Here is a 17360-nt window from a genome sequence, read left to right as displayed (position 1 = left end):
GTTGGACCGCCATGACCTTCGCCATCAAGCCGAGCCTCGTCCTGCCCGCCCTCGCCCTGCCCGTCCTCGCCCTCCTGCTGGCCGCCGGTCCGGCCCGGGCCGCGAGCTTCGACTGCGAGGCGGCGAAGGCCGCCGACGAGCGGGCGGTCTGCACCACGCTCGCCCTGAACGACCGCGACGTCGAGATGGCGACCCGCTTCGAGATCCTGAAGGACGTGCTGCCGATGGGCGGCCGCGCCAAGCTGCGCGACGACCAGGAGACCTGGCTCGCCGAGCGCCGCGCCTGCGCCGCCGACACCGCCTGCCTCAAGGCGATCTACGACGCGCGCCTGACGGTGCTGCGCGCGGTGCAGTCGGAATTCGCCAAGCAGGGGCCGCAATAGGCGACCGGTTGGTGTTCCCAACGATGCGGGACCGGGACATGAGACGGGAGTTGCGCAAGCCGTACCCGCTCATCCGGGCCGCCCTCTGACATGCGAAAGGAGGCCGAAGCCTCCTCACGCCGTGGGGCGGGGCCTGCCGGAACCCCGCAATGCGCTCCTGCCATCGATGGGGGACGGCAGTGCTACGGCAGGCAGATTGTCACCGTGTCGCCCACGAGAAGACATCTAGCACGGCACGGGGCGTCTTGCCAGATTGCAGCCGCTACAGCCGCGCCAGGAGCCGCTCCGCCAGCGGGTTCTCGGCGGCGAAGGCGTAGTCGATCCGGCGGACGGTGACGGCCCTGGCGCCGGCCCGGACCAGGGCGTCGGCGAGGTCGAACACCGCGTCCGCGGGACAGCGCATCACGATCTCGCCGTCGGCCCCGCGCGGGGCGCCGTAGGGCAGCTCGGCCTCGTGCAGGCCGCTGATGCTGGCGAGGTCGATCGCGCCGGAATCCGGCATCGCGGCGCGGACCTCGCGGGTGGTCCGCGCCCGCTCCTCGGCGGCGATCCGGCCGAGCACGGCGCGCAGCGCGTCGCGCTGGTGGGCGCCCCAGGGCGCGTTGAGCGAGGCGACGAGGTTGGCCTCCGAGCGCAGGATCACCCCGTCGTCGAGGATCTTCAGGGCGTTGGCGGCCAGCGTCGCGCCGGTGGTGGTGATGTCGACCACGATCTCGGCCGAGCCCGCGGCCGGCGCGCCCTCGGTGGCGCCCAGGCTCTCCACGATCCGGTAGTCGGCCACCCCCTTCTCCGCGAAGAAGCGGCGGGTGAGGTTGACGTACTTCGTGGCGATGCGCAGGCGCCGTCCGTGGCGGGCGCGCATCTCGGCGGCGACCTCGTCGAGGTCGGCCATGGCGCGCACGTCGATCCAGGCCTGGGGCACGGCCACCACCACGGTGGCGTTGCCGAAGCCGAGCGGCGTCAGGAGCTCGACCTGGCCGTGCGCGTCGGGCAGCGTCTCGCGGATCAGGTCCTCGCCGGTGATGCCGAGATGGGCCGCGCCCGAGGCGAGCTGGCTCGCGATCTCGGAGGCGGAGAGGTAGCGCACCTCGACGCCGGCCACGCCCACGAGCTTGCCGCGGTAGTCGCGCGCGCCCGCCCCCTGCGCCAGGCGCAGGCCGGCGCGGCCGAAGAAGGCGGCGGCGTTCTCCTGCAGCCGGCCCTTGGAGGGCACGGCCAGCACCAGGGGGGCGTCCGGGATGTCCATGGTCTCGCTCATCGGGCGGCTCCCGCCACGGGTCGGCCGGCTCCCGCCGCGGGGTCGACCCAGCGCGCGACGCGGTCGACCCAGAAGGTGCAGCCGACCGCCGGCTGCGCGGTCGCGCTGCCGAGATGGGTCAGGAGCCCGTCGTAGCGGCCGCCGCCGACCAGCACCGGGCCGGCGCGGTCCGTCGTCGCCGTCACCTCGAAGATGAAGCCGGTATAGTAGTCGAGGTTGCGCGCGAAGGCGCCGGAGAAGCGAAAACCCTCGAGCGCCAGGCCGCGGGCGGCGATGAAGCCGTTGCGCTCCTCGAACAGGTCGAGCGCCGCCTCGAGCGCGTCGTGGCGCAGGCCGGCGTCGCGGACGAGGGCCCGCAGGTCGCGGGCGGCGGCGTCCGGGTCGCCCCCGATCGCGCGGTAGCGGTCGACGAGCGCGCGGTTCTCGGCGTTCAGGCCGGCGCCGCCGTTGGCCTGGGCCGCGGCCTTGGCCAGGAACCGCTCGGCGATCTCGCCGGCGCTGCGCCCGCCCACCGCCGAGATCCCGGCGATCGCCAGCACGTCCTCGACGAAGGCGCGGACGCCGCGCGGGTCCTGGCCCTGGATCGCGGCGAGCAGGCCCGCATGCGGGTCCTCGGGCTGGGCGGCGTTGGTGACCGCGTCGAGCGAGCGCCCGGCCGCGAGCGCCCGCAGCGTCCGGCGCTTGGCGGCCGGCGGCACGCTCAGGGCCTCCAGCAGCGCCACCGTGAGCCCCATGTCACCGAGGCGCACGCCCGGCGCCGCGTGCCCGAACAGGGCGAGGCCTTCCAGCGCGATGCCGAGCACCTCGGCGTCGGCGGCCGGCGTGTCGGTCCGGCCGATCGATTCGATGCCGGCCTGCAGGAACTCGTCGGGCTCGTCGGCCGCCAGCCGGAAGACCGGGCCGCAATAGCTGTAATCGGCCGCCTGCCCCTCGGCCTGCGCGCGATGCAGGCGGCAGACGGGGATCGTCAGCTCCGGCCGCAGGCACAGCTCGGCCCCGTCCGAGCCCTGCGTCACGAAGATGCGCCGGCGGATGTCCTCGCCGGACAGTTCCAGGAACGGCTCCACCGGCTGCAGCACCGGCGGCGTCACGAAGCGGTAGCCGCCCTGCGCGAGATGCGCCGAGAGCCGCGCCTGCGCGAGCCCGTCCGCCCCCATCTCTCCTGCCTGCGGTCGCGTCATGATCCTGCCCGTCGTCGTCGAGCGGTTCTGTAGCAACCGGAACCGGGCTTGGCGACCGCCCCGCCGCCGCGCACGGGCGCGAATGAACACGCAGGGGCGAACCTGTGGGACGCGGCGGCCGTGCGGCGCCCGGCGCACCGGCTCTGATGGGTCCCCAACCCGATGGGAACCGGCTCCGATGCGCGCCCCCCTCGCCTTCCTCCCGGCGACCTGGGCCCTGGCGACCTTGGCCCTGGCGACGTTGGCCCTGAAGACTTGGCCGCTCCTCGCCGCGCCGGCGCGGGCGGAAGTCCCTCGCGACGCGCTCCGGGGCGTGCGCAACGCGGTCTACGCCGAGGCCGGCTGCTGCTTGCCGCACGCCGCGCGGGATCCGCGCCTTCGGCAAGGCCGGCTGCCGCTACGACGACATCGCCGACGTGCCGCTCTCGGCCCGCGACCGCGCCAAGGTCGCCGAGATCCAGCGCCGGGAGCGCGCCGCCGGCTGCCCGCGCTGAGGGAGCCGCCGCTCTTCCCTCCCCCCGACGGATCTCGGGCTCGCCCGAGATCCGCATCCCGTGTGCCCGAGTCGGGCAGGCCCGACTGGGGTGCGGGGGAGGGAGAGTCTGACCGTTGGCGCTTGCCTTCAGGCCTCGTCCGAGAAGTGCTGGGCCAGCACCTCGCGCACGCGGGCGACCATCTCGGCCTCCGGGCAGGAGAACTGCGCCGGCCGGGCGGCCTTCCACTCGGCGTTGCTGGCGATGTTGCGGGCGGCCTCGGCGCCGGCGATGAGGTCCTTGACCTGGACCTCGCCGGCCGCGCGCTCGTTCGAGCCCTGGATGATCGCCACCGGGCTGCCGCGGCGGTCGGCATACTTCATCTGCGCCTTCATCCCGGCCCCGCCGAGGTAGAGCTCGGCCCGGATGCCGGCCTGCCGCAGGGTGGCGACGAGCCGCTGGTAGGCGGCGATCTCGTCGCGGTCGAGCACCAGCACCACCACCGGGCCGGGCTTCGCCGCCGCCTCGACGAGCGGGCTGCCGGTGAGCTGCAGCGCCGAGAACAGCCGCGACACGCCGATGGAGAAGCCGGTGGCCGGCACCGGCTCGCTGCGGAACCGCCCGACGAGCCCGTCGTAGCGCCCGCCGCCGGCGACCGAGCCGAAGCGCACGGTCTGCCCGTCCTCGTTGACGACGGGGAAGGTCAGCTCGGCCTCGTAGACCGGGCCGGTGTAGTATTCGAGCCCGCGCACCACCGAGGGGTCGACGCGGATGCGGTCGACGCCGTAGCCGGCCGCGTCGACGAGCGTGGCGATCGTCCGAAGCTCCTCGATGCCGGCCCGCGCGGTCTCGTTCTCGCCGAAGGCCGAGAGCAGCGCGTCGACGAAGGCGAAGCGCTCGGGCGCCGCCTCCGAGCCGCCGCCGAGCAGCAGCGCGATCACCTTGTCGGCCTGGCCGGAATCGAGCCCGGCGCCCTTGGTGAAGTCGCCCGATTCGTCCTTGCGGCCGGGGCCGAGCAGCAGGCGCACGCCCTCGGTGCCGAACTTGTCGAACTTGTCCATCGCGCGCAGCACGGTCAGGCGCTGCCCGGCCTGGGCGTCGCCGGCGAGCCCGATCGTCGCGAGCACGCCGTCCAGCACCTTCCGGTTGTTGACCTTGATCACGTACCGGCCGGCGAGCCCGAGCCGGTCCAGCGTGTCGGCCATCAGCATGCAGGCCTCGGCATCGGCGGCGACCGACGGCGCGCCGACGATGTCGGCGTCGAACTGCATGAACTGGCGGAAGCGGCCCGGCCCCGGCTTCTCGTTGCGGAAGACGAACCCGTTGCGGAAGCTGCGATAGGGCTTGGGGATCGCGTCGAAGTTCTCGGCCACGTGGCGGGCGAGCGGCGCGGTCAGGTCGTAGCGGAGCGAGAGCCAGGCCTCGTCGTCGTCCTGGAACGAGAACACGCCCTCGTTCGGGCGGTCGAGGTCGGGCAGGAACTTGCCCAGCGCCTCGGTGTACTCGACGAACGGGGTCTCCAGCGCCTCGAAGCCGTAGAGCTCGAACGTCGCCCGGATCGTCTCCAGCATCCGCCCCTGCGCCGCGATCTCGGCGGCGCGGCGATCGACGAAGCCGCGCGGCAGGCGGGCCTTCAGGCCGGGCTTCTCGCCGGTGTTGGAATCGGCCTTGGACATGACGGTTCGTTTCGATCGCGCGCTTCGGGGGTCGCCGGGCTGTATCGCGGCGGCGGGGGCAGCGGCAAGCCGGCGGCTTGGCGACGGCGTCGCGCGACAGGATCCCGACGGCATGGCACGACGCCCGCAGACGGATCGCGGGGAGCCCCTCTCCCCGCACGCGGGGAGAGGCTCAGCGGCACCTCGTCGTGCCGCTGAGCAGCGGCGGCGAAGTCGAAGCGAGGGTGAGGGGGTGCGATCGGAGGAGGCTCCTCGGTCGAAGCCCCCTCACCGTCGGCTGCCGCCTCGCCGTGCTCCCCGACAAGGGGGAGACACGGCCCTCTCCCCGCGTGCGGGGCGAGGGGATGCACGGTTGGCGACGCTCCCGGTGGGTCGACGCGGCGACCTAGTACGGCGAGATCCACTTCAGCCAGAGCAGGGCCGCGAGGCTGATCACCGCGATCGGCATCTGCAGCGGGCGCAGGCGGGCGAAGAACAGCGGCGCCTCGCCGGCGCGCGCGGCGATCGGGTCGAGCACGGCGATGGCGGCGTAGCCGACGATCAGGAGGCCGAGCGCCGGGATCGCCTTGCCCATCACCACGGTGACGAGGGCGGAGAGCCCGAGCACGAACAGCCCGAGCATCGTCGCGATCTGCATCACCGTCGGCCCGCCCTCGGTGCGGAAGCTGACGCCGCGGCGGACGCCCGCCAGGAACAGCAGGATCGCGGCGCCGTAGAGGATCGTCATCAGGGCGACGAGGTAGTCGAGCGGCTGGCCGCGCATCCACCAGGCGGCGGCGGCGCCGGCCGCCAGCGGCAGCATCGGCCCGTAGCCCAGCACCACGCTGAGCCAGGGCGTCTCGCGCGATTCGTGGGCGGTGAGGGTGCGTCCGGTGGCGTCGTCGCGCATGGGAGGGGGCCGTTTCCGTGTTGTCTCGCGCAAGGGGCGGGCAAGGAGGGGAGGGGGTAAGGTGCGGGCGGCCGCGCGTCGGGACGATGCGACCGGCCGACACGGGGCCTGTCGCGCCCCGGCGCGTCACGTTTCGTGCCACCCGATGCGCGAGCGTGAACCCGCGCGCGATCCCGCAGTTCCGGGATCACGTCGCGGGGTGCAGGGTGCGGGCCTGGCGCCGCCGCGAGCGCCGGCCGGGCTCGGGCGTCGCGTCGAACCAGATCACCAGGGCGAGCGCCGCCAGCGCCGGCGCGCCGAGCGCCAGGAACGCGCCGGTCCAGCCGAGCAGGCCGAAGGCGAGGCCGCCGTACCAGGCCGAGAGCGCGCCGCCGATGCCCTGCACCGCGTTGACGGTGCCGAGCGCCGTCTGCGTCCGGCCCGAGCCCCAGGTCAGGTCGGCGACCACCACCGGCACCGCCACGCCGACGATGCCGGAGGCGACGCCGTCGAGGATCTCGGCCGCGATCAGCCAGGTCGGGTCGTCGACGAAGGCCGAGAGCGCGGCGCGCACCGGCAGCACCGCGAAGGCCGCCAGCAGCAGCTTGCGCCGGCCGCGCCGGTCGGCGAGCGAGCCGGAAAACAGCGCCACCGGCACCATCGTGAGCTGGGCCACCATCACGTAGATCGCGGTCCAGTGCGTCGCGCTGACGGCGGTGGCGACGAGCTTCTGGCCGAGCAGCGAGAGCATGCCGCCGCTGCCGAGGTTGAACAGCGTCAGCGCGCAGGCGAGCACCAGCAGCCGGCGGTCGCCGAGCACGGCGCGGATGCCGGCCCGCTGCGGCGCCTCCTCCGCTCCGTCTTCCCCACCGGGCTCCGTCCAGCCGACCGCGCGGCGCTGGCTCCAGGCCGAGGCCGGGGTGGTCAGCGCGGCGGCGATCGCCAGCACCGCCATCAGGCCGAGCACCCAGAAGGCGATCGCCGACCCGAACCGGGCGGTGCCCAGCGTGATGGCGCCGGCGGCGATCAGGATGCCGACGTGGTTGAAGGCCTGATTGCGCCCCTGCTGGCCCGGGAACCGGTCCTTGCCGACGATCCCGAGGGTCAGCGCGGTCACCGCCGGCAGCAGCAGCGTGCCGCCGGCCGCCGCCAGCAGCTGCGCCGTGAACACGAAGGCGAAGGCGCGGGCCGGCAGCAGCAGCAGCGTGCCGGCGAGGATCGCGGTGCAGGCCGCGGCGATCAGCAGCCGCGGCCGCCCGACCCGGTCGACCAGCGCGCCGAACGGGCCGGAGAGCAGCAGCGTGCCGAACCCGACCAGGGTGGTGACGAGGCCGACGCGGGCCGGGCTCCACGATCCGGCCTCGGCCAGCCACGTGCCGAGGAACGGTCCCAAGCCGCCCTGGATGTCGCCGATGAAGACGTTGATCAGGGCGAGGTGGGTGGTCGGGGCCATGCCGTCCTTGGGTGCACGCGGGAGCGGCGCAGGGCGTGGCCCGGTCCGGTCCCGCGGTCAAGGTACGATCGGATCGGGCGGAGTCGCGGTGCTCAGGCGGCGCAAGCGGTCCGCTCGGGGCGGAAAGCGACGCGCGGGAAGACGCTGCGGCCTCGGAGGGCGCCGGGCGCCCCGTCGTCAGCGGAGAACGTTCGGGGGCACGGGCGGGCTCCCGTTGAGCAGGGTGATCGTCACCCGCCGGTTCGGCGCGATGTAGGGATTGTCGGGGAAGACCGGCTCGGTGTCGGCGCGTCCCACCACGGACGCGAAGTTGTCGTTGGGCACCCCGGCACCGGCCAGGACCTCGCGCACGGCGAGCGCCCGCCCGGCGGTGAGGGTCCAGGGCTCGCCGGCCCGCGTCGAGCCCGGGCGCGCGGCGGCCGTGTGGCCGGTGATGGACAGGCGGTTGGGCAGCTTGCGCAGGGCGGGCGCGAGCGCCTCCAGCACGCGGCGGGTGCGCTCGTAGGGCTCGACGGAGCCCTCGCGGAACATCGAGCGGCCGTCGTCGTCCACGAGGGAGACGTTCACGCCCTCCTTGGTCGTCTCGAACACGATGTTGCGCGACAATTCGGCGATCTCGGGCAGCTTCTGGAGCGCCTGCCGGAGGCTGGCGATGGCGCTGTAGTTGGCCGGAACGCTGGCGGCCCGCCGGCTCGCCTCGAGATCGCTGGCGCTGCCCGGGCTGCTCGCGCGCACCGCATCCTCCTGCTGGGCGGAGCCCGTCGCCGCCTCGCGGGGCTTGGACGGCTTGTTGCCCGAGGTGTCGAGGGAGGTGCCGTACAGCAAGCCGCCGGCGCCGCTGGTCGCAGGGCTCGAAGCCGCCGGCGCGAAGTATTCCGCCAGGCCGATCTTCTGCTCCTGGGTCGTCATGCTGATCAGCCACATCAGCAGGAAGAACGCCATCATGGCGGTGACGAAGTCCGCATAGGCGATCTTCCAGGCCCCGCCGTGGTGGGCATGCGCGGCCTTCTTGACCTTCTTGATGATGATCGGCTGGAGGGCCATGGCCGTCGAGTCCCTGCGCGAGGTGGGGTCGGAACTAGGCGGGCAGGGCGGCGGTCGCCGCTTCCACTTCGTTGAAGGTCGGGCGGACGTCGCTCATCAGGGCCTTGCGGGCGAACTCGACCGCCATCACCGGCGGCTGGCCGGCGATGTGGGCGAGGAGGCCCGCCTTGAGCGAGACGTAGTACTTGGATTCGGCCTCGAAGAGGCTCTTGAGCGACTGCGCCATCGGCCCGAAGAAGCCGTAGGCGACGAACACGCCGAAGAAGGTGCCGACGAGCGCGCCGCCGATCAGATGCCCCAGCACCTCCGGCGGCTCCTTGATCGCCCCCATGGTCTTGATCACGCCGAGCACGGCGGCGACGATGCCGAGCGCCGGCGTTCCGTCGGCGAGCGACTGCATGGCCGAGATGATCCGCTCCTGCTCCTGGTGGTGCGTCTCCAGCTCCTCGTCCATCAGGGCGTCGATCTCGTGGACGTTGTTTGCGCCCAGCGTCACCATGCGCATGTAGTCGCAGACGAACTCGACCGCGTGGTGGTTCGCCGCGAAGGTCGGGAAGCTGTTGAACAGCGCCGACTCGCTCGGCTCCTCGATGTGCGGCTCGAGCGCCATCAGGCCCTTCTGCTTCGCGAGCCGATACAGCGAATACTGCATGCCCAGCAGCTCGACATAGGCTTGCTGATTGTATTTCGGCCCCTTCACGAGCGTGGCCAGCATGGCGGGCACGGCCTTGAGCACCGGCCCGGTGTTGCCGATGATGAAGGCGCCGATCGCCGCGCCGAGGATGATGACGAACTCGAACGGCTGCCACAGCACTTCCAGGTGGCCGCCCATCGCCGCGTAGCTGCCGAAGACGCAGGCGAAGACGACCAGTGTGCCGATGATCAGCCGCATGATTTGCCACCCTTGCGCGGCGGCAGGGACAGCCCGAGCGACGCCACTAGCGATCCGACAAATTGCCGATCTCGGTTAACGGCGGGTTTAGGCCGTGGCTCGGATGCCGTCCGGCTCCCTCGGCGCGCGGTCCGGGCGCCCGGCGACGGCGCCCGGACCGCGCGCCGAGACTCGCCCTCAGATCGTGACCATGCCGCCCGTCACCGCGATCATCGCGCCGTTGATGTAGCTCGCCGCGTCGGAGGCCAGCATCACGTAGGGGGGCGCGAGCTCGGCCGGCTGGCCGGGGCGCCCGGCCGGCGTCATCGAGCCGAAGCTCTCGACCTGGCTGGTGTACATCGTCGACGGGATCAGCGGCGTCCAGATCGGGCCCGGCAGCACCGCGTTGGCGCGGATGCCGCGCTTGCCCAGGATCTTGGCGAGGTTCGCCACCATGTTGCACAGCGCCGCCTTGGTCGAGGAATAGGCGAGCTGCTGCTCGACCGGGTTCTTGGCGTTGACCGAGGAGGTGGCGATGATCGAGGCGCCGGGCTTCAGGTGCGGCGAGGCGGCCTTGAGGATGTAGAACATCGCATGGACGTTGACCGCATATTGCCGGTCCCAGTCGGCGATCGCGATGCCCTCGAGGTCGTCGGCCAGCACCTGCACGGCGGCGTTGTTGACGAACACGTCGAGCCGGCCGAACTCCGCGATCGTCGTCTCGACCAGCGCGGCGCAATGGCCGGCCTCCGAGACGTCGCCCGGCAAGAGCAGCGCGCGCCGGCCGGCCTTCTCGATCCAGGCGGCGGTGTCCTTGGCGTCGTCGTGCTCGTCGAGATAGGCGAGCGCCACGTCGGCGCCCTCGCGGGCATAGGCGATCGCCACAGCCCGGCCGATGCCGGAATCGCCCCCGGTGATCAGCGCGACCTTGCCGGTGAGCTGGCCGGAGCCGACGTAGCTGTGCTCGCCGTGATCGGGCGGCGGCTGCATCTCGGACGAGCGGCCGGGATAGGGGATCGGCCGGGCCGCGAAGGGCGGCTCGGGGCGCGGGGAGGCGGTGTCGGACATGACGTTCCCATCGGTGAGGCCGCGGCATGCGGCGCCTCCTCGGGAACACGCCGGGAGGCGGACCGGCTCAAAGCGGCCTGCCGCGCCGGATCGTCACGCCGGCGGGCCGTACTGCATCAGCCCGTCGCCGAACGACCAGTTCTCGCGCGCGACCTCCACCAGGTTCACGAGCACGTTGCCCGGCTTCACGCCCGGATCCCGCCCGAGGTTGCGGGCGATCGCCGCGTAGAGCGCCCGCTTCTGCGCGGTGTCGCGGGTGTCGTTGGCGGTGATCTGGATCATCACGAGGTCGTCGTCCCGCGCGATGCCGAGATAGCCGGGATCGTAGGCGAAGGCCGAGGAGCCGTGCTCGTGGATCACCGTGAACAGGTCGTTCTCGGGCACCGCGAAGGCCTCGCGCATCGCCGCGTAGAGGCCGGCGACGAGGGCGGCGTGGTAGGCCGGGCTCTTGCCGGCGCGCAGGGAGATGCGGGTCAGGGGCATGGCGGGGGTCCTCGGGCGCGGTCGAGGGACACCCTTGCCGTCCGCGATGATAACGGCAAGATATCGGACGCTATATCTGCCATAACGGATCGATGTGATGCTGACCCGCCCGCTCGACATCGAAAGCGTCCAGGCCTTCGTGCTCACCGTCGACCTGGCGAGCTTCACCCGCGCCGCCGCGGCGCTGGAGACCTCGCAGGCCGGGATCAGCCTGCGGCTGAAGCGGCTCGAGGATCGGCTCGGCTGCCGCCTCGTCGACCGCACCCCGCGCAGCGTCCGGGCCTCGGCGCGGGGCGAGCGCTTCCTGCCCGCCGCCCGCGACCTGCTGGCGGCCCATGCGCGGGCGATGGCCGACCTCGCCGCCGCGCCGCCCGCCCGGCTCGTCCTTGGGATCAGCGACCACGTCGCCGGCCCGGACCTGCCGGCGCTGCTGCACCGGCTCGGGCTCGCCGGGTCCGGCCTCGTCGTCGAGGTGCGGATCGCCCCGTCGCGCGACGTGATGCGCCTGTTCGATGCGGGCGAGGTCGACGCGGCGATCGTCCGGAGCGAGGACCCAGCCGAGGCGGGCGGCACGGTGCTGGCCGAGGAGCGGCTGGCGTGGTTCGCCGCCCCCGGCTTCCGGTTCGAGCCCGGCGCGCCCCTGCCGATGGCGACGCTCGCCGGCCCCTGCAACGTCCGGGTGGCGGCGTTGCGCGCGCTCGACGCGGCCGGCCTGCCCTGGAGCGAGATCTTCGTCGGCGGCGGCGTGCTCGCCGTCGGCGCCGCGGTGACGGCCGGGCTCGCGGTGTCGGCGCTCGCCCCCAGCGTCGCGCCCGCCGGCGCGCGGGACGTCGGCGCCGCGTTCGGGCTGCCGGCCCTGCCGCTCACCCGGATCGTGCTGCACGCGCAGGCGCCGGACCCGCGCGCCGCCGCGGCGCTGCGCACGCTGGCGGCCGCCTATCGCGGCGTGGCGCGGTGAGGGTCTCCACGGCACCGAGGGCGGCGCTGCCCCGGGATCGGGGAGAGGCTTGAACCGTAGGATTCGTTCCTATACTTTGGGCGTCGGTACCGAGCGCTTGCGTTCCCGGTCTTGAGAGGCCGCCGAACGGATCGAGGTTCGGTCCATGTCGGGGGTGTCATGAGACTTTTCGTGAACCGCTCGGCATGGAAGCAGGCCTGCAAGGGCAAGATCGCCGCGGGCACGCTCGCCAAGGCCGTCGAGAAGGCCAATCTCGGGCTGGTGGACGCCGAGATCGGCGCTCACCTGTACAAGCAGCACGTCGGCCGAAAGGGCGATTTCCGTGCCGTCCTCTTCCTGGTCACGGACCGGCGATGCGTCGTCCTGCACATCTTTCCCAAGAACGTCCAACCCAACATCAAGGGTGCCGAACTGACGACCCTTCGCGCGTTCGCGAAGATCCTCGCGGATGTCGGCGACGCCGGATTCGAGACGCTTGCCGAAACCCAGGGGTGGAAGGACCTCTCCGATGAGAAGCCCGAAACGGACCTATAGGAGCGATCTGCTTCGATCGATCCACGAGGCTACGAGCGACCTTCACGCCATCGGGGCGATCGACAAGGCGACGCTGCGCCGGTTCGATGTTTCGTGCCTCACGCCCATCGAGCCGCTGCCGCCCGAGAGCATCCGGCGGATCCGCGAACAGGCCAACATGAGCCAGGCGATCTTCGCCAAGGCTCTCAACGTGACGACCTCGCTGGTGAGCAAGTGGGAGCGGGGAGACGCCAAGCCTGGCGGTCCCTCGCTCAAGCTGCTCTCGCTGGTGAGCCACAAGGGCATCGAAGCGATCCTGTAACGCGCCCCGGGCGTGCCGGCCGGGCTGTCCGCGCCGGCGGATCGCTTTCAGCGAGCCGCCCGGATGCGGTGTTTCCCGTGAAAACGAAACAGCCCGGCCGCGCGGGCGGCCGGGCTGTCGTCGAGACGCGGGAGGCCGCGGAACTCAGGAGGCGAGGGGGCCGGTCGCCTCGCCGGCGCCCTGGGCTTCCATCGCCTTCTGGCGGTAGAGGCCGACGAAGTCGATCGGGTCGATGTAGAGCGGCGGGAAGCCGCCGTTGCGCACGGCCTCGGCCACGATCTGGCGGGCGAACGGGAACAGCAGGCGCGGGCACTCGATCATCACCGCCGGGTGGACCTGGTCCTGCGGGATGTTGCGCATGCGGAACACGCCGGCATACTTCAGGTCGAAGGCGAACAGCACGTCGCCGTTGATCTTGGCGTCGCCCTCCAGCGTCAGCTCGACCTCGAAGTCGGCCTCGGCGAGCTGCTGCGCGTTGACGTTGACCTGGATGTTGATCTGCGGGCCCTGGCCCTCCTGGGGCTGGAGCGAGCGCGGCGCGTTCGGGTTCTCGAAGGACAGGTCCTTGGTGTACTGCGCGAGCGCGTTGATCGCGGGGGCCTCGTCGGCCTGCCCGTTGCCGTTCGGTGCGGGGGAATCGGCCATGGCGGGTCATCCTTCTCGAAAGATCGAACACCGGCCGCGGGCCGATGGCTACGGGTGACCGCCATGCCTGTGCGGTCGTGGGCAGAGGCGAGGCCGCTAACATGCCCGTTCGATGCGGACAAGCGAGGCGCCGGACGGCGCGCGGACCCCGCGCCGCCGCCCGGCCGACCGGGTGCCGGCGTCGGGCCGCGGCCGGTCCCGGCGGCGCGTGTCGCGACGACGCGGCCGGGGCGATCCTCCGCGATGTCGCCTGGAACCGGCCGGTGCATTGCCCCATATGCCCATTGCCCCCTATGCAAAGGGGGACGCGGCGCGTTTCCTCGAGAGCCCGGCCGCGTCCGCTCGAGGATGCGTGCGGCGTGACATGACCATCGTGCGACCCCTCTCGGATTTCCCGGAGCCGCGCGCACGGGCCAAGGCTGCGGCCGGGACCCGCGCTCCACGGCGGCCACCATCGGATCGGTGATGCAGGACAGCTTCGACGTGACGACGATCATCTTCCTGGCGCTCGCCGTCTTCGTGATCTGGCGGCTGCGCTCGGTCCTCGGGCAGAAGACCGGCGCCGAGCGCGCCCCGTTCAAGCCGGTCGACCGCAGCCGCACCGAGCCCCAGCCCGGCCGCGGCGACGGCGACAACGTCGTGCGCCTGCCCGGCGCCGACCGGGTCCAGCCCGAGCGCGCCGCCGAGGCCCAGGCGCGCGACTGGCGCGGCATCGCCGAGCCCGGCTCGGCGGTCGCCCGCGGCCTCGAGGCGATCGTCCAGGCCGAGCCCGGCTTCGAGCCGCGCGCCTTCATCGAGGGCGCCAAGGGCGCCTACGAGGCGATCATGATCGCCTTCGCCAAGGGCGACCGGAAGACCCTGAAATCCCTGCTCTCCCGCGAGGTCGGCGACGCGTTCGAGCGCGCCATCGCCGAGCGCGAGAAGAACCGCCAGACGGTGGAGACCACCTTCGTCTCGATCGACAAGGCCGAGATCGTCGCCGTCGACGTGCGGAACCGCGTCGCGCAGGTCACGGTGCGGTTCCTCTCCAGCCTCATCACCGCCACTCGCAACGCCGACGGCGTCGTGGTGGACGGCAGCGCCGAGGCCGTGGTCGAGGTGCCCGACGTCTGGACCTTCGCCCGCACCCTGGGCACCCGCGACCCGAACTGGCAGCTGGTCGCGACCGAAGCCGGGGCCTGAGGGCGCCCGCGCAGCCATCGTCCCGAGAGCCATGCCGCCCCGACACCCGCCCCGTCCGACCGCAGCGTTCCGCGCTGCGGTCGCTCTCGTTTCGGGGGCCGCCGCGGCGAGCGCCGCCGAGCCGCTGCGCGTCGGCAACGCCGTGCTGGAGCCGGTCGCGATCGCGGCCCTGCCCGGCTGGCAGGCGGACGAGACGGCGGCGGCCTTCGAGGCTTTCCGCCGGACCTGCGCCGCGCCCGGCCCCGATCCGGCGCAGGCCGCCGGCGTCGCCGGGTCGCCGGCCGACCTCGCCGCCGCCTGCGCCGCCGCCGCCGCGCTCGATCGCACCGGGGCCGGCTGGCCCGAGCGGGCGCGGCGGTTCTTCCAGGAGCGGTTCTCGGCCTACCGCGTCGTGCGCCCGGCCGACGGCACCGAGCCCGAGCGGAAGACCGGGTTCCTCACCGGCTACTTCGAGCCGCAGCTCGAGGGATCGCTGGCGCCCGGCCCCGGCTTCGCCGCCGCCGTGCTCGCCCGGCCCGACGACCTCGTGACGCTCGCCCCCGGCGAGACCCGCCCCGGCCTCGATCCGGCGTTGCGCGCCGGGCGCGCGGCGGCGGCCGGGTTCGAGGCCTATCCCGACCGGGCCGCGATCGAGGACGGGGCGATCGCCGGGCGCACCCGCCCGCTGCTGTGGCTGCGCGACGCCGTCGACCTGTTCGTGCTGCAGGTGCAGGGCTCCGGCCGCGTCCGCCTGCCCGACGGGTCGGCGATCCGCGTGCTCTACGACGGCAAGAACGGCCGGCCCTACACCTCGATCGGCAAGCTGCTGGTGGCGGAGGGGCACCTCGCCCTGAACGACCTCAGCCTCGCCCGCTGGACCGCCTGGCTGCGCGCGCACCCGGACCACGCACGCCGGCTGATGCGGATGAACGCGTCCTACATCTTCTTCCGCACCGAGCCGGTCACCGATCCCGCCCTGGGCCCGCCGGGCGCGGCCGGCGCGCCCCTCAGCCCCGGCCGCAGCCTGGCGGTGGACGGCACCCTCTGGCGCTACGGCCTGCCGTTCTGGCTGGAGGGCAGGCTGCCCGGCCAGCCCGGCAGCGGGCACCTCGTGGTCGCGGCCGATACCGGCTCAGCCATCCTCGGCCCGGCCCGCGGCGACCTCTACGTCGGCACCGGCGCCGCGGCCGGCGTCGCGGCCGGAGACCTGCACACCAAGCCCGGCTTCGTCGTGCTCCTGCCGAAGCCGGCCGCGCCATGAGGGGGTTCTGGTCTCCGACGCCATGGCTCCAATGCCATCGCTTTCCGCGACTCGCTGGAACCGGAACGGACGAACGAATGTCCGCATGTCGGAGTGTGGAAGCCGGAAGGATCCTGGGCGTCACGGCGCGGCTCCCTCTCCCATGGGAGAAGAGACCCGCGCTTCACCTCACGCGATCCGAGCGTCCGGCATGAGGCCGCCGCGCCGGCCGCGGGCGCTGTCCCGCGAGGATGCCCATCTCTGGGGCGAGATCGCCAAGCTGATCACGCCGCTGCGCGCCCGCGCGACGTTGCGGAAGGCCAAGCCCGCTGCCGACGCCCCAGGGCCCGCGGCGCCGGCCGCGGCGAAGCCGACGCCGAAACCTGCGCCGGCCAAAAGCCCCGCCAAGAAGGCGGTGCCGCTCCCCGAGCCCGTGCCGGCGATGCCGAGCGTCGTGCCCGGCCCGGTCGCTGTCGTCGCGCCGGCGAAGAAGCCCAGGCGCGTGGTCCGGCTCGGCGCGGGGACACCGGCCCCGGCGCCGCCGACGCCGGTGCGGCCGGCCTTCGTCCCGGGCCCCGCCCCGCCCGGGCTGGAGCGGCGCGAGCGCCAGCGGCTCAGCCGCGGCGTGCTGGCGATCGAGGGCCGGATCGACCTGCACGGGCTCTATCAGGCCGAGGCGCACGCGGCCTTGGTCGGCTTCCTGATGCGGGCGCGCGCCGCCGGGCATGCGCGGGTGCTGGTCGTGACCGGCAAGGGCGGCGAGGACGCCTATGCCGAGCGCGGCGTGCTGCGCCGCTCGGTGCCGCACTGGCTGCGCGGCGCGGAGCTGCGCCCAATCGTGCTCGGCTTCGAGGAGGCCGCCCGCCACCACGGCGGCGCCGGCGCGCTCTACGTCCGCCTGCGGCGGCGCTGAAGGCGCGGGTTAACCCGAGCGGGCTAATCGGGTAGGCGACGCGCGGAAGCGTTCGGGACCGGACATCATGCACGACGTCGTACGCGAGATCGTTCTCGACACCGAGACCACCGGCATCGACCCCAAGACCGGCGACCGGCTGATCGAGGTCGGCGCGGTCGAGCTCCTGAACCACATCCCCACGGGCCGGACGTTCCACAAGTACTGCAACCCGCAGCGGGCGGTCTCGGAGGGCGCCTTCAAGGTGCACGGGCTGTCCGACACGTTCTTGTCCGACAAGCCGCTGTTCTCGGAGATCGCCGGCGCGCTGATCGAGTTCTGCGGCGACGCCCGGCTGGTGATCCACAACGCGCCGTTCGACGTCGGCTTCCTCAACATGGAATACGCCCGGCTCGGGGCCAAGGCGCCGCCGCCGATCGTCCTCGAGAGCGTGGTCGACACCCTGCCGATGGCCCGGCGCAAGCACCCCGGCGCGCCGGCCAACCTCGACGCCCTGTGCAGCCGCTACGGCATCGACACCAGCCGCCGCACCAAGCACGGGGCCCTGCTCGACGCGCAGATCCTGGCCGAGGTCTACATCGAGCTGCTCGGCGGCAAGCAGACCGGGTTCGATCTCGGCGCGACCGCGGTCGCCGACGCGGTCGTCGACCGCAGCGCCGAGAGCGTCGTGCGCACGGTCCGCACCGCCCGCGCCCGCCTGACCGACGCCGAGCGCGAGCGCCACGCCGCATTCCGCGCCGGCCTCGGCGCCAGCGCGATCTGGGCCGAGTACATCGGCGAGGACACCGCCGTCTGACGGCAGAGCCGCCCTCACGGGTTGGTGCATCGCACGAAGCCCATATTGCAATGC

The 17360-nt window shown here is 73.1% G+C and carries 18 protein-coding genes and 1 pseudogene; 9 read left to right on the top strand and 10 right to left on the bottom strand.

Translation table 11 applies throughout. From position 1 onward, the window contains the following. Positions 1 to 11: 11 nt before the first annotated feature. On the top strand, positions 12 to 383 hold the full coding sequence (locus MKK64_RS07070; protein WP_243932984.1) for a lysozyme inhibitor LprI family protein: 372 nt from the start codon (positions 12 to 14) through the stop codon (positions 381 to 383). A 262-nt stretch (positions 384 to 645) separates the two neighbouring features. Here MKK64_RS07070 and hisG read toward each other — a convergent pair whose 3' ends face one another. Then, positions 646 to 1629: an ATP phosphoribosyltransferase gene (gene hisG / locus MKK64_RS07065; RefSeq protein ID WP_409565993.1), complete on the bottom strand. Its 984-nt coding sequence runs from the start codon at positions 1627 to 1629 to the stop codon at positions 646 to 648. Positions 1630 to 1637: 8 nt separating this feature from the next. After that, the gene (locus tag MKK64_RS07060) at positions 1638 to 2822 is read right to left on the bottom strand and encodes an ATP phosphoribosyltransferase regulatory subunit (protein WP_243932809.1); all 1185 of its coding nucleotides are present in this window, start codon (positions 2820 to 2822) and stop codon (positions 1638 to 1640) included. 217 nt (positions 2823 to 3039) lie between these two features. On the opposite strand from MKK64_RS07060, the pseudogene MKK64_RS07055 reads away from it, so the two are divergent. Beyond that, positions 3040 to 3316: pseudogene (locus MKK64_RS07055) on the top strand (YARHG domain-containing protein). 128 nt (positions 3317 to 3444) lie between these two features. On the opposite strand, the gene hisS reads toward MKK64_RS07055, so the two are convergent. The 7 genes from hisS to MKK64_RS07020 all read right to left on the bottom strand — a co-directional run bounded on the left by hisS (position 3445) and on the right by MKK64_RS07020 (position 10758). Beyond that, a complete protein-coding gene (gene hisS, locus MKK64_RS07050; protein WP_243932976.1) occupies positions 3445 to 4971 on the bottom strand; it encodes a histidine--tRNA ligase in 1527 nt (508 codons plus the stop codon). A 385-nt stretch (positions 4972 to 5356) separates the two neighbouring features. Next, positions 5357 to 5860 carry a DUF3429 domain-containing protein gene (locus MKK64_RS07045; protein ID WP_243932974.1) on the bottom strand — a complete coding sequence of 168 codons (504 nt, stop codon included), beginning with the start codon at positions 5858 to 5860 and terminating at the stop codon, positions 5357 to 5359. 187 nt (positions 5861 to 6047) lie between these two features. Beyond that, positions 6048 to 7292, bottom strand: a complete 1245-nt coding sequence (locus MKK64_RS07040) for an MFS transporter (RefSeq protein ID WP_147860298.1) — start codon at positions 7290 to 7292, stop codon at positions 6048 to 6050. Between the two features lie 177 nt (positions 7293 to 7469). Continuing rightward, on the bottom strand, positions 7470 to 8336 hold the full coding sequence (locus MKK64_RS07035; RefSeq protein WP_147727231.1) for a flagellar motor protein MotB: 867 nt from the start codon (positions 8334 to 8336) through the stop codon (positions 7470 to 7472). Between the two features lie 34 nt (positions 8337 to 8370). Beyond that, entirely contained in the window at positions 8371 to 9228 is an 858-nt protein-coding gene (gene motA / locus MKK64_RS07030) for a flagellar motor stator protein MotA (protein WP_147727230.1), read from the bottom strand. A 177-nt stretch (positions 9229 to 9405) separates the two neighbouring features. After that, positions 9406 to 10275, bottom strand: a complete 870-nt coding sequence (locus MKK64_RS07025) for an SDR family oxidoreductase (protein WP_147727229.1) — start codon at positions 10273 to 10275, stop codon at positions 9406 to 9408. Between the two features lie 93 nt (positions 10276 to 10368). Next, complete coding sequence (locus MKK64_RS07020) at positions 10369 to 10758, bottom strand: tautomerase family protein (protein WP_147727228.1); 390 nt, start codon at positions 10756 to 10758, stop codon at positions 10369 to 10371. Positions 10759 to 10855: 97 nt separating this feature from the next. Between MKK64_RS07020 and MKK64_RS07015 the strand changes: the two genes are divergently transcribed. From MKK64_RS07015 to MKK64_RS07005, 3 genes are all read left to right on the top strand, one after another. After that, positions 10856 to 11716: a LysR family transcriptional regulator gene (locus MKK64_RS07015; protein ID WP_243932972.1), complete on the top strand. Its 861-nt coding sequence runs from the start codon at positions 10856 to 10858 to the stop codon at positions 11714 to 11716. Positions 11717 to 11887: 171 nt separating this feature from the next. Then, entirely contained in the window at positions 11888 to 12250 is a 363-nt protein-coding gene (locus MKK64_RS07010) for a type II toxin-antitoxin system RelE/ParE family toxin (protein ID WP_243932970.1), read from the top strand. Next, positions 12225 to 12551: a helix-turn-helix domain-containing protein gene (locus tag MKK64_RS07005; protein WP_147844690.1), complete on the top strand. Its 327-nt coding sequence runs from the start codon at positions 12225 to 12227 to the stop codon at positions 12549 to 12551. Before MKK64_RS07010 ends, MKK64_RS07005 begins: the two co-directional genes overlap by 26 nt. Positions 12552 to 12695: 144 nt before the next feature. Here MKK64_RS07005 and secB read toward each other — a convergent pair whose 3' ends face one another. Further along, positions 12696 to 13196 carry a protein-export chaperone SecB gene (secB, locus tag MKK64_RS07000; RefSeq protein ID WP_147729755.1) on the bottom strand — a complete coding sequence of 167 codons (501 nt, stop codon included), beginning with the start codon at positions 13194 to 13196 and terminating at the stop codon, positions 12696 to 12698. 465 nt (positions 13197 to 13661) lie between these two features. Between secB and MKK64_RS06995 the strand changes: the two genes are divergently transcribed. The 4 genes from MKK64_RS06995 to dnaQ all read left to right on the top strand — a co-directional run bounded on the left by MKK64_RS06995 (position 13662) and on the right by dnaQ (position 17306). Continuing rightward, the gene (locus MKK64_RS06995; protein WP_243932968.1) at positions 13662 to 14378 is read left to right on the top strand and encodes a Tim44/TimA family putative adaptor protein; all 717 of its coding nucleotides are present in this window, start codon (positions 13662 to 13664) and stop codon (positions 14376 to 14378) included. Positions 14379 to 14409: 31 nt separating this feature from the next. Next, the gene (locus MKK64_RS06990; RefSeq protein WP_243932966.1) at positions 14410 to 15618 is read left to right on the top strand and encodes a murein transglycosylase A; all 1209 of its coding nucleotides are present in this window, start codon (positions 14410 to 14412) and stop codon (positions 15616 to 15618) included. A gap of 190 nt (positions 15619 to 15808) precedes the next feature. Next, complete coding sequence (locus MKK64_RS06985) at positions 15809 to 16510, top strand: Smr/MutS family protein (protein WP_243932964.1); 702 nt, start codon at positions 15809 to 15811, stop codon at positions 16508 to 16510. Between the two features lie 67 nt (positions 16511 to 16577). Next, entirely contained in the window at positions 16578 to 17306 is a 729-nt protein-coding gene (gene dnaQ / locus MKK64_RS06980; protein WP_243932958.1) for a DNA polymerase III subunit epsilon, read from the top strand. Positions 17307 to 17360: the final 54 nt, after the last annotated feature.

Source organism: Methylobacterium sp. E-025, assembly GCF_022829705.1.
Lineage (GTDB): Bacteria > Pseudomonadota > Alphaproteobacteria > Rhizobiales > Beijerinckiaceae > Methylobacterium.
Note: the sequence above shows the minus strand (reverse complement) of the source record. Positions and strands in the feature narration are given on the sequence as shown.

Bases quoted from the DNA above. Each gene is read 5' to 3' on its own strand.
- MKK64_RS07070 (WP_243932984.1), top strand. From the start codon at position 12: ATGACCTTCGCCATCAAGCCGAGCCTCGTCCTGCCCGCCCTCGCCCTG.
- hisG (WP_409565993.1), bottom strand. From the start codon at position 1,629: ATGGACATCCCGGACGCCCCCCTGGTGCTGGCCGTGCCCTCCAAGGGC.
- MKK64_RS07060 (WP_243932809.1), bottom strand. From the start codon at position 2,822: ATGACGCGACCGCAGGCAGGAGAGATGGGGGCGGACGGGCTCGCGCAG.
- hisS (WP_243932976.1), bottom strand. From the start codon at position 4,971: ATGTCCAAGGCCGATTCCAACACCGGCGAGAAGCCCGGCCTGAAGGCC.
- MKK64_RS07045 (WP_243932974.1), bottom strand. From the start codon at position 5,860: ATGCGCGACGACGCCACCGGACGCACCCTCACCGCCCACGAATCGCGC.
- MKK64_RS07040 (WP_147860298.1), bottom strand. From the start codon at position 7,292: ATGGCCCCGACCACCCACCTCGCCCTGATCAACGTCTTCATCGGCGAC.
- MKK64_RS07035 (WP_147727231.1), bottom strand. From the start codon at position 8,336: ATGGCCCTCCAGCCGATCATCATCAAGAAGGTCAAGAAGGCCGCGCAT.
- motA (WP_147727230.1), bottom strand. From the start codon at position 9,228: ATGCGGCTGATCATCGGCACACTGGTCGTCTTCGCCTGCGTCTTCGGC.
- MKK64_RS07025 (WP_147727229.1), bottom strand. From the start codon at position 10,275: ATGTCCGACACCGCCTCCCCGCGCCCCGAGCCGCCCTTCGCGGCCCGG.
- MKK64_RS07020 (WP_147727228.1), bottom strand. From the start codon at position 10,758: ATGCCCCTGACCCGCATCTCCCTGCGCGCCGGCAAGAGCCCGGCCTAC.
- MKK64_RS07015 (WP_243932972.1), top strand. From the start codon at position 10,856: ATGCTGACCCGCCCGCTCGACATCGAAAGCGTCCAGGCCTTCGTGCTC.
- MKK64_RS07005 (WP_147844690.1), top strand. From the start codon at position 12,225: ATGAGAAGCCCGAAACGGACCTATAGGAGCGATCTGCTTCGATCGATC.
- secB (WP_147729755.1), bottom strand. From the start codon at position 13,196: ATGGCCGATTCCCCCGCACCGAACGGCAACGGGCAGGCCGACGAGGCC.
- MKK64_RS06995 (WP_243932968.1), top strand. From the start codon at position 13,662: ATGCAGGACAGCTTCGACGTGACGACGATCATCTTCCTGGCGCTCGCC.
- MKK64_RS06990 (WP_243932966.1), top strand. From the start codon at position 14,410: ATGCCGCCCCGACACCCGCCCCGTCCGACCGCAGCGTTCCGCGCTGCG.
- MKK64_RS06985 (WP_243932964.1), top strand. From the start codon at position 15,809: ATGAGGCCGCCGCGCCGGCCGCGGGCGCTGTCCCGCGAGGATGCCCAT.
- dnaQ (WP_243932958.1), top strand. From the start codon at position 16,578: ATGCACGACGTCGTACGCGAGATCGTTCTCGACACCGAGACCACCGGC.